This is a genomic window from Streptomyces chisholmiae, assembly GCF_031845445.1.
GTDB lineage: Bacteria > Actinomycetota > Actinomycetes > Streptomycetales > Streptomycetaceae > Streptomyces > Streptomyces chisholmiae.
In genome coordinates this window covers 1-420 of sequence record NZ_JAVREO010000253.1, presented here as the reverse complement: position 1 = coordinate 420, position 420 = coordinate 1, and the positions used below count along the sequence as shown (strand labels likewise).

At 68.6% G+C, this 420-nt stretch carries 1 protein-coding gene; it reads right to left on the bottom strand.

Annotated elements, in window-relative coordinates:
* Positions 1 to 420 (bottom strand): aldo/keto reductase (locus RM844_RS33065; protein WP_311671116.1); only part of this gene is annotated, 420 nt, incomplete at both ends.

Here is a 420-nt window from a genome sequence, read left to right as displayed (position 1 = left end):
CTCGATCCGCGCCGGGGTCACGGACTTCGGGATCACGATGTTGCCGGTCTGGAGGTGCCAGCGCAGGACCGCCTGGGCGGGGGTGCGGCCGTGCTTCTGGGCGATGGCGACGACCGTCGGCACCTCCAGCAGGCCCTTGCCCTGGCCCAGCGGCGACCATGCCTCGGTGGCGATGGAGTGCTCGGCGTGGAAGGCGCGCGCCTCGGCCTGCTGGAGCTGGGGGTGCAGCTCGATCTGGTTGAGGACGGGGACCACGGAGGTCTCGTCCAGCAGCCGCTTCAGGTGCTCGGGGTGGAAGTTCGACACACCGATGGCCTTGGCCCGGCCCTCGGCGTAGATCTTCTCGAACGCCTTGTACGTCTCGGTGTACGCGTCCTTGGCCGGAACCGGCCAGTGGATCAGATACAGGTCGACGTAGTC